Source organism: Rathayibacter sp. AY1C1 (genome assembly GCF_002932105.1).
Classification (GTDB): domain Bacteria; phylum Actinomycetota; class Actinomycetes; order Actinomycetales; family Microbacteriaceae; genus Rathayibacter.
Map to the genome: position 1 here is coordinate 1 of NZ_PSWH01000059.1, position 9,033 is coordinate 9,033.

The window sequence follows — 9,033 nt, forward strand, 5'->3', positions numbered from 1 at the left end:
GTCCACATCCCCGAGGACGACACCCAGGAGTCCGACCCGCGCGTCGTCTGACCCGTTCCCCCCGCACCGACGCCCCGGTGCCGTTCGGCCCGGGGCGTCGGTGCGGGGGGAACGGGTCAGACGACGCGCGGGTCGGACTCCTGGGTGTCGTCCTCGGGGATGTGGACGTCCTGGACGGTCACGTTGATCTCGGCGACCTCCATGCCGGCGATGTGCTGGATGGCGTCGGCGACGGCGGAGCGCACGTCCTCGGCGACCTTCTGCAGCGGCGCGGGGTACTCGGCGACGATGGTGATGTCGGCGGCGACCTGGCGCTCGCCGACCTCGACCTTGACGCCCTGGCCGCGGTCGTCGTTGCCGATCGCACTGCGGATGGCGCCGATCGCTCGGGCCGCTCCTCCGCCGAGGGCGTGGACGCCCGGGACCTCGCGCGCGGCGATGCCGGCGACCTTGGCGATGACGCCGTCCTCGATCACGGTGCGTCCGGATCCGGTGCTGGTCTGACGGGTGGTGGTCGCGGTGGTCTCGGCCATGGTCTCCTCTTTCGCTCGGGGCCCGATCGCTCGATCAGGCGGGGTATGCAGGTAGGACGCTCCGTCGACGCCGAACGTCACGGTCGGATCCGGCCCGCCCAGGCAACTGCCAGAGAGGCGGGCCGGGCCGGGCCGGTCCTCTCAGGAACGCGGTCGACGCACGTCGATTCGCCCTCGGCCCGGTGCTGTGGTGGCATGGAGCCGTGACCGACGCGACCGCCCCGCAGGCGCCCCTCCCCGATCGGACGGCCGCGCGCATGCGCCCGCGCGCCCTGCTCGTCCTGGCCCTGATCGGCGCGGTCGGCGGGACCCTGTCGGGCGCGTTCGGCGTCGGCGGCGGGATCGTGATGGTGCCGATGCTGATCGCGTGGGCCGGGATGGACCAGCGCCGCGCCTCCGCCACCTCGCTGCTCGCGATCGCTCCGACCTCGGTCGCCGGAGCGTTCGGCTACGCCCTCGCCGGCCAGGTCGCCTGGGTCCCGGCGGCGGTGATCGCGGCTGCGGCGATGCTCGGGGCGGTGGCCGGATCCTGGCTGCTCGCGCGGCTGCCTCTGGGGGTGCTGCGCTGGATGTTCGTGGCGCTGCTCGTGGCCGCGGCGGTGCGGATGGCCGTGTTCGGCTCGAACGACACCGGCGACGTCGCCGAGGGCTGGGGCGTGTGGCCCGGATTCGCGGGGCTCGGCATCGGGATGGGCGTCGCCTCCGGCCTCTTCGGCATCGGCGGCGGAGCGATCGCCGTGCCGGTCCTGGTCGGCGCCTTCGGGCTCGCGGACCTCCTGGCCAAGGGCACCTCGCTCGCCGCGATGATCCCCACGGCGGTCACCGGCTCGATCGCGAACGCCCGGCGCGGCCTGCTCGACGTGCGCGCAGGCCTCGTGGTCGGACTCACCGCCACGGCGTTCTCCTTCGCCGGAGTGGCGCTCTCCTTCCTCCTGCCGGCGCGCGTGTCCGGGATCCTCTTCGCGGTCCTCCTCCTGCTCGCGGCGGTGCAGCTCGCCCTCCGCGGGCGGCGCCGCTGAGCCCTGCACGACGCGGACCCCCGCCGTCAACGCCCTGTCCGATCCGTCGCAGACGCTCGTAGCGTCGTCGCGATCGGGCGCGGGCCCGGAGGGGCGGGAGCACGATGGACCAGCAGCAGCAGCGCGATCGGCAGCACCGGCAGCAGCGGCGAGGGGGCGGCGCGAGCCTGCACCGGGACGTCGCACCCGGAGTGCACCGGCTCGAGCACGCCTGGACGAACCTCTACCTGATCGAGGAGGCCGGTCGGCTGACCGTCGTCGACGCCGGACTCCCGAGGACGTGGCCGCACCTGGTCCGCGCGCTGGAGGTGCTCGGCCGCTCGCTCGGCGACATCGACGCCCTCGTGCTGACCCACGCGCACTTCGACCACCTCGGCGTCGCCCGCAGCCTCGTCCGGCGGGGCGTCCCCGTGCACCTGCACGCGGCCGACCAGCCGCTCGCCGCGCAGCCCTACTCCTACCGCCGCCAGCGCACGCCGTTCGTGTACCCGCTGCTGCACCCCTCCGCGATCCCGGTGCTCGGAGCGATGGCCCGTGCCGGGGCGCTCGCGGTGCCGCCCGTGCACGGGACGCTGCCGCTGACCGCCGGAGAGGTGCTCGACGTGCCCGGGTCGCCCCGCGTGCTCGCGACTCCGGGGCACACCGACGGGCACGTCTCGCTGCACCTTTCCGAGCGCGACGCGGTGATCGGCGGAGACGCCCTGGTCACGCTCGACCCCTACTCCGCGCGCACCGGCCCGCACCTGGTCGCGCGCGCCGCGACCGCCGACACGGCGCAGTCCCTCGACTCGCTGCGGGTCCTCGCCGGGACCGGGGCGCGGACACTCCTGCCCGGCCACGGCGCGCCCTGGCGCCTGGGCGTCGCGGCGGCGGCCGAGCTCGCGGCGCGGACGCCGATCGCCTAGGGCGCGCCGCCGCAGGCCGCTCAGAGGCCGGTGGCCTGCCTCTCCGAACGTCCCCGCTCCGCAGCCGTGGCACCATCGGAGGTGATGTCGATCCCCGGTCCCGCATGAGCGCCGTCAGCTACCAGGCCGCGTCGATCCCCCTCCGCCTGGCCAGCGCCGGCATGGTCGTCGCCCTCCCCGTCCTCGCCGTCGAGCGTCTCGGCGACGTCGCGCTCGGCGGCGCCCTGACCGGAGCGGCGCTCTTCCCCGCCGTGATCGCCGCGCCGCTCGTCGGCACGGTGCTCGACCGGGTCCGCCGCCCCCGCCGGCTCCTGGTCGGCGCCGCGCTCACGACCGCCGTCGCCTTCGCGGTCGCCGCCTTCCTCGGCGAGGTGCCGACGCCGCTCATCGTGGTGCTGCTGCTCCTCGCGGGGCTCGCGACGCCCGTCTACATGGGCGGCATGTCGAGCTTCGTCACGAGCGCCATCCCGGAGCCGCGCCGCGCCTACGCGCAGGACTCGCTCTCGTACACGGTCGCCTCGATCAGCGGGCCGGCCATCGTGGGCCTCGCGGTCGGAGTCGGGGGAGCGCGGACCGCGATGCTCGCCATGGCGGTCCTCGCCCTCATCGGCGTCGTCGGGTCGCTCGGCCTCGCCATGGAGGCCCGTCCGGCGCCGACCGTCGGCGTGCTGCGGACGATCGTCGCGGGCGTCACCCACCTCGTGCGGCACCGTCCGATCGCGGTGGTCACCTCGGCGGGCACGCTCAGCCAGGTCGCGGGCGGAGCGGCGGGAGTCGCGGCGATCAGCCTCTCGGTGGAGCGGCTGGGCAGCACCGACGCCGCCGCGTGGATCCTGACCGCCTTCGCCGTGGGCGGCCTGCTCGGCGCCCTCGCCGTGGCGGCCCGCCGCTGGACCCGCCGTCCGCCGGCGTGGACCATGGGCGCCGCCTACATCGCGACGGGCGCCGTCCTCCTGGTCGCCGTCCCCGACCTGGGCGTCGTCGTGGCGATCGCCGCCTTCGCGGTCGCGGGCGTCTTCACGGCACCCTCGAACGCGGCGATGCTGCTGCTGCGCGACCAGGAGAGCCCTGCCGCCGTCCGCTCGCAGGTGTTCACGATCGGCGCGGGGCTGCGCTCCGCCGCCGCGGCCGTCGGCGCCGTGCTGGCGGGAGCGGCGTCCGGCCTCGGAGCCTCCTGGCTCGTCGCGGGGATCGCCGTGGTCTGGATCGGCTCCGGCCTGCTGCTGCGCCTGTTCCCCGCGCGCGACCGCGACTGACCCCGGCCGCGCGCGGAGCGCTCGGCGGGACCGGCACCGCCGCGCGCGGGGATCGCGATCAGGCCGCGACGCCCGCCAGCGTGCCCGTGCTCGGCCCGTTCGGGTCGGTGATCATGCAGTTGATCGTGCGGTCGCCCGTGCCCCAGCTCTCGGCAGTCGGGTAGTAGTAGCTGAAGTCGTACGCCGAGTCCTGGTAGCCGATCCCGGTGAACGACTCGAACGCCGTGACGCAGTCGGTCTCGGCCTGCTCCGTCGCGACGGACTCGCCCGGGTACTCGTCGGCGTCGGCCATCGTCAGGTTCTGGAACACCTCGTAGACGTGCGGGTCGGTGCAGGGCACGGTCGGCACGTCGGTGACCTCGGTCGCCTCCTCGCTGAGCTCGCCGTTCAGGCAGTCGCCCACGCGCAGCTGGAAGACGTCGGTCGTCCCGCCCTCGGTGATCTCCCCGGTCTCGTCGTCGCGGGTCTCGCCTCCCATCAGGCCGTTCAGGCCCGAGCAGCCGGTCAGGCCGAGGGCGAGGGCCGCGCCGGCGGCCAGGACGAGGGCGGTTCTGCGGCGGTTCATGGCGACTCCCGGGATCAGCGGTACGGAGGTGTTCCTGTGACGACTCCCAGGCTAGAGGTGCAGGGCATCCGTCCCGAGGGGGATGCACCCGATCCGGATCTCCACTTTCCGGAGTAGCGGACGCTCAGCCCGGTCCGGTCGAATGGGGTCATGGCTCAGAAGACGGTCGCAGACCAGCTCATCGCTCAGCTCATCGACGCCGGCGTCTCCCGCATCTACGGGATCGTCGGCGACTCGCTGAATCCGATCGTCGACGCGGTGCGCCGCAGCGGCGGATCCGAGAAGGGAGGCATCGACTGGATCCACGTGCGCAACGAGGAGGCGGCCGCCTTCGCCGCCGGCGCGGAGGCGCAGCTCACCGGGCGCCTCGCCGTCTGCGCCGGCAGCTGCGGCCCCGGCAACCTGCACCTCATCAACGGCCTCTACGACGCGCACCGCTCCTCCGCCCCGGTGCTCGCCATCGCGAGCCACATCCCCAGCAACGAGATCGGCTCGTCCTACTTCCAGGAGACGCACCCGGACAGGCTCTTCGTCGAGTGCTCGAACTACCGCGAGCTGATCTCGACCGCCGCCCAGGCTCCGCGGGTCGTGAACGCCGCGATGCGCAGCGCGGTGGCGCTCCGCGGAGTCGCCGTGGTCACCCTCCCCGGCGACATCGCCGAGCTGGAGGCGGTCGACGGCTTCCCCGCGTTCGTGCTGCCGTCGACACCCGTCCTGGTCCCCGCCGACGCCGACGTCCGCGCCCTCGCGGCCGCGATCGACCAGGCGCGGACCGTCGCGATCTTCGCGGGCGCCGGAGTGCAGAACGCGCACGACGAGGTCGTCGCCTTCGCCGAGCTGGTGGGCGCGCCCGTCGGGCACAGCCTGCGCGGCAAGGAGTGGATCCAGTACGACAACCCCTACGACGTCGGCATGACGGGCCTCCTCGGCTACGGAGCGGCGCACGCCGGCATGCACGACGCCGACCTGCTCCTCCTCCTCGGCACCGACTTCCCCTACGAGCAGTTCCTCCCCGACGCCTCGAAGGTGGTGATCGCGCAGGTCGACAGCGACGCCTCGAAGCTCGGACGCCGCGTCAGCGTCGCGCACCCCGTCCACGGCGACGTGGCGGCGACCCTCACCGCGCTGACCCCGCTCGTGCAGCGGAAGGACCACCGCTTCCTCGACAAGACGCTGAAGAAGCACGAGAAGCTGGTCACCGGAGTCGTCGGGAAGTACACCGAGGTCGGCACGCGCAGCCCGATCCACCCCGAGCTCGTCGCGTCCACGCTCGACGGCCTGCTCTCCGAGGACGCGATCGTCACCGCCGACACCGGCATGGGCAACGTCTGGCAGGCCCGCTACATCACCCCCAACGGGAAGCGGCGCCTGCTCGGCTCGTACATGCACGGCTCGATGGCGAACGCGCTGCCGCAGGCGGTCGGCGCGCAGCTCTCGCACCCCGGTCGCCAGGTCGTCTCGCTGAGCGGCGACGGCGGGCTCTCCATGCTGTTGGGCGAGCTGGTCACGGTCGCCGCCTACCGGCTGCCCGTGACGATCGTCGTGTTCAACAACTCCACGCTCGGGCTGGTGAAGGTCGAGATGCTGGTCGACGGCTTCCCGGACTTCGCCGTCGACGTGCCGATGGTCGACTACGCGAAGGTGGCGGAGGCGATCGGCATCCGCGGCATCCGCGTCGAGGACCCGCGCGACGTGGAGGAGGCCCTCCGCTCGGCGCTCGCCGACAGCGGCCCGGTCCTCGTCGACGTGGTGACGGATCCGCTCGCCCTCTCGCTCCCACCCACGATCACGGGCGCGCAGGTGAAGGGCTTCGCGCTGGCGGTCTCGAAGATCGTGATGAACGGAGGAGCGGGCGAGGCCGTCGCGCTGGCCCGCACCAACATCAAGCACGCTCTCCGATGATCGACGCCCGGGCGCTCGCGAGCGGCACCTGGTTCGTCCGGGGCTCCTCGCTGCCGCTCTGGCGCTCGCGGTCGGGGGTGGCGATCACGTACGCGCCGCTCCCGACCGGCGGGATCGGCGACGTCGTCAGCTGGCGCGGCCGCACGCGCTCGCACTACGTGGTCGGGATCGACACCCCCGACCCGCACGATCCGTCCGGCTTCCGCTGGCGCGGCGTCGAGCCGCTGACCGTCCTCGCCCGCAGCCGCTGGTCGTTCGTGGCCGCCGACGAGGAGGCTGGCTGGGCCCTCACCCGTTTCGCCCGGACGCCGTTCACGCCCGCCGGCGTCGACGTGTACGTCCGCGAGCCGCACCCGGCCCGCGGCGTCCTCGCGGCGGCGCTCGCCGCCTGCGCCGCCGACCCGCGCACGTCCGCGCTGCGCCCGCGCCTCTTCGAGGTCGCGCCCTGATTCCTGAGCGCGCGCCCTCCCGTGAGGGGTCACGAACGGTCGTCATCCGAGCGGGATGACGACCGTTCGCGACCCCTCGGCGGTCGTCGATGCGGGGACCGTTCGGCGAGTGCTCGTCGCAGGCGCTCGACGGAGCGCTCGGGGTGCGGGACGAACTCGGCGCCGACGATGCGGACGACGCGGACGCCGATCGAGGCGAGGTCGTCGTAGCGGCCGAGGTCGCGCGCGAAGCGCCGGTTGCTGGTGCGGTGATCGTCGCCCTCGTACTCCCACGCGACCCGATCCGCGGGGTGCCAGCCGTCCGGCCGCCCGACGAAGACCCCGTCGGAGTCGAACAGCGGCTCCTGCAGCACCGACTCCGGAAGGCCCGCCCGCACCGAGGCGAGCCGGAACCGCGATTCCTGCCGCGACTCCGCCCCGTCGCGCACCAGAGCGAGTGCGGCGCGGAGTCGCACCGAGCCCCGCCCTCGGAAGGCCGACACGCGCTCCCGCAGGTCGGGCAGCGGCACCCAGGGCCGTCGATCCGCCGGATCGCCGACGACCGGCGTGCGCACCAGCGCGTCGCCCACCGCGACGAGGTTGTCCGGCTCGAGGAGCGCGGAGAGATGGCAGAAGAGCGAGGCCGGATCGGTGAGGGGCAGTCCGCGGCGCAGGACGCGGCGGACGTTGGGATCGGCGAGGGCGTGGCCGACGACGTTCCGGTGCCGGGGAGCGCGTCCCGGCCGGCGGACGCTGACGTGCACCGGCTCGTCCGCAGCGGCGGGCGGGAGGTCGAGCGGCCAGAGCCGCGCCGCCGTCACGTGGCTCAGGAGCGCCTCCGGACCGACCAGCGCGAGGAGCGCCTCCGCGCGCAGGCGCAGGTCGGGGTCGGGGTCGGCGGTGCGGACCCCGTGGAAGGGACGGTGGAGGTCGGAGCTGCGGAGCCGCCCGCGGCTCAGACCGCTCGCGCGAGCGTCAGCGACGGTGAAGGCGCGGCAGCGGAGTCCGATCGGAAGCGGCGAGGGATCGTGCATCCGGCCACTGTCCCGCCTCCCGATCCTCGTGAACCGGTTCTCCACAGGTCGGATCCTGCGCCCACCCCGCTCGACCGCGTCCAGGCGTCACGAACGGCCGTCATCCCGCTCGGATGACGACCGTTCGTGACGCCTCGGCGGGCCCCTGAAGCCCGCCGGGCGAGTCACTCGCCGAGCGTGATCGCCTGCGCCTCGACGAGCTCGGGCTCGGGCTCGTGGGCGTCGGCGCGGGCCAGGGTGCGGCGTCCGAGCAGCACGATCAGCGCGGCGACGGCGACGGCTCCGGCCGCGGCGTACATCGGGAAGGCCGGCGAGATCGCGGCGGCCAGGGCGGACGCGGCGGGCGGGGCGATCGCGCCGCCGAGGAAGCGGACGCCGGAGTAGGCGGACGAGGCGACCGAGCGGGGCAGGTCGGTCGCCTCCATCACGCACTCGGTGAGCACCGTGTTGACGACTCCGAGCAGCAGGCCGCCGACGATGATGCAGACGATCAGGCCGACGCGCGACGAGATCACGAGGCCGCCGGCGATCAGGTCCAGCGCGAGCAGCAGCAGCACCGAGCGCAGCACGACGGTGCGCGGGAGGCGCCGGGTGAGCAGCGGAGCGACGAACACGGAGGTGATCGCCACGCCCAGGCCCCAGCCGAAGAACGTGAAGCCGAGGCCCATCTCGTCCAGCCCGAGCGGGTAGGGCGTGTAGGCGAGCAGCACGAAGAAGCCGATGTTGTAGAACAGGGCGGCGCCCGCCAGCGTGCGGATGGCCGGGACCTTGAGGGCCGCGAAGGGCGCCGAGAGCGGAGTCGGAGCGGGCTTCGGGCCGTCCTCGCGCAGGAGCGTCGCGATGGCGATGAAGCCGACGGCCATCAGCACGGCGGTCCCGAAGAACGGGCCGCGCCACGAGACGCTGCCGAGGAGCCCGCCGAGCAGCGGGCCGATGGCGATGCCGATGCCCAGCGCGGCCTCGTAGAGCACGATCGCCGCGGAGGAGCCTCCGCTCGCCGCGCCGACGATGGTCGACAGCGCGGTCGAGATGAACAGCGCGTTGCCGAAGCCCCAGCCCGCGCGGAAGCCGATGACGCCCTCGACGCTGCCCGCCGTGCCGGCGAGCGCGGCGAACACCACGATCAGCACCAGGCCGATCATGAGGGTCTTCTTGGCGCCGATGCGGCTGGAGAGCCAGCTGGTGAAGAACATCACGACGCCGGTGATGACGAGGTAGCTCGTGAAGAGCAGCGAGGTCTCGGTCGGAGTCGCCTGCAGGCTCTCGGCGATGGCCGGGAGGATCGGGTCGACCAGGCCGATCCCCATGAAGGCGATCACCGCGGCGAAGGCGACGGCCGCGCCTGGCTGATCGAGGGCACTCCCGCCGGCTTCGAAGCCCTCGCCGAGCAC

The 9,033-nt window shown here is 74.0% G+C and carries 9 protein-coding genes; 5 read left to right on the plus strand and 4 right to left on the minus strand.

Annotated features, from left to right (window positions below; all coding sequences use genetic code 11):
- Positions 1 to 116: 116 nt before the first annotated feature.
- Positions 117 to 533 (minus strand): Asp23/Gls24 family envelope stress response protein, encoded by a 417-nt coding sequence (locus C5C71_RS16840; RefSeq protein WP_104225148.1) that lies wholly within the window; start codon positions 531 to 533, stop codon positions 117 to 119.
- Between the two features lie 203 nt (positions 534 to 736).
- Here C5C71_RS16840 and C5C71_RS16845 point away from each other — a divergent pair, with 203 nt between their 5' ends.
- From C5C71_RS16845 to C5C71_RS16855, 3 genes are all read left to right on the plus strand, one after another.
- Positions 737 to 1,552, plus strand: a complete 816-nt coding sequence (locus C5C71_RS16845; RefSeq protein ID WP_104233037.1) for a sulfite exporter TauE/SafE family protein — start codon at positions 737 to 739, stop codon at positions 1,550 to 1,552.
- Between the two features lie 104 nt (positions 1,553 to 1,656).
- Positions 1,657 to 2,457 carry an MBL fold metallo-hydrolase gene (locus C5C71_RS16850; RefSeq protein WP_104338152.1) on the plus strand — a complete coding sequence of 267 codons (801 nt, stop codon included), beginning with the start codon at positions 1,657 to 1,659 and terminating at the stop codon, positions 2,455 to 2,457.
- Positions 2,458 to 2,561: 104 nt separating this feature from the next.
- Complete coding sequence (locus C5C71_RS16855) at positions 2,562 to 3,713, plus strand: MFS transporter (protein WP_104226087.1); 1,152 nt, start codon at positions 2,562 to 2,564, stop codon at positions 3,711 to 3,713.
- A 58-nt stretch (positions 3,714 to 3,771) separates the two neighbouring features.
- On the opposite strand, the gene C5C71_RS16860 is transcribed toward C5C71_RS16855, so the two are convergent.
- Positions 3,772 to 4,278 (minus strand): septum formation family protein, encoded by a 507-nt coding sequence (locus C5C71_RS16860; RefSeq protein ID WP_104226088.1) that lies wholly within the window; start codon positions 4,276 to 4,278, stop codon positions 3,772 to 3,774.
- Positions 4,279 to 4,428: 150 nt separating this feature from the next.
- Between C5C71_RS16860 and C5C71_RS16865 the strand changes: the two genes are divergently transcribed.
- Together C5C71_RS16865 and C5C71_RS16870 are read left to right on the plus strand one after the other, a co-directional pair.
- A complete protein-coding gene (locus C5C71_RS16865) occupies positions 4,429 to 6,180 on the plus strand; it encodes a pyruvate dehydrogenase (protein WP_104338153.1) in 1,752 nt (583 codons plus the stop codon).
- Positions 6,177 to 6,629: a hypothetical protein gene (locus C5C71_RS16870; protein WP_104261348.1), complete on the plus strand. Its 453-nt coding sequence runs from the start codon at positions 6,177 to 6,179 to the stop codon at positions 6,627 to 6,629. Before C5C71_RS16865 ends, C5C71_RS16870 begins: the two co-directional genes overlap by 4 nt.
- A gap of 29 nt (positions 6,630 to 6,658) precedes the next feature.
- Here C5C71_RS16870 and C5C71_RS16875 read toward each other — a convergent pair whose 3' ends face one another.
- Together C5C71_RS16875 and C5C71_RS16880 are read right to left on the minus strand one after the other, a co-directional pair.
- Positions 6,659 to 7,642, minus strand: a complete 984-nt coding sequence (locus C5C71_RS16875) for a hypothetical protein (protein ID WP_104338154.1) — start codon at positions 7,640 to 7,642, stop codon at positions 6,659 to 6,661.
- A 164-nt stretch (positions 7,643 to 7,806) separates the two neighbouring features.
- Complete coding sequence (locus C5C71_RS16880; RefSeq protein WP_104338155.1) at positions 7,807 to 9,033, minus strand: MFS transporter; 1,227 nt, start codon at positions 9,031 to 9,033, stop codon at positions 7,807 to 7,809.

Excerpts from the sequence above, each read along its gene's own strand:
- C5C71_RS16840 (WP_104225148.1), bottom strand. The coding sequence starts at position 533 with ATGGCCGAGACCACCGCGACCACCACCCGTCAGACCAGCACCGGATCC.
- C5C71_RS16850 (WP_104338152.1), top strand. The coding sequence starts at position 1,657 with ATGGACCAGCAGCAGCAGCGCGATCGGCAGCACCGGCAGCAGCGGCGA.
- C5C71_RS16855 (WP_104226087.1), top strand. The coding sequence starts at position 2,562 with ATGAGCGCCGTCAGCTACCAGGCCGCGTCGATCCCCCTCCGCCTGGCC.
- C5C71_RS16860 (WP_104226088.1), bottom strand. The coding sequence starts at position 4,278 with ATGAACCGCCGCAGAACCGCCCTCGTCCTGGCCGCCGGCGCGGCCCTC.
- C5C71_RS16865 (WP_104338153.1), top strand. The coding sequence starts at position 4,429 with ATGGCTCAGAAGACGGTCGCAGACCAGCTCATCGCTCAGCTCATCGAC.
- C5C71_RS16870 (WP_104261348.1), top strand. The coding sequence starts at position 6,177 with ATGATCGACGCCCGGGCGCTCGCGAGCGGCACCTGGTTCGTCCGGGGC.
- C5C71_RS16875 (WP_104338154.1), bottom strand. The coding sequence starts at position 7,642 with ATGCACGATCCCTCGCCGCTTCCGATCGGACTCCGCTGCCGCGCCTTC.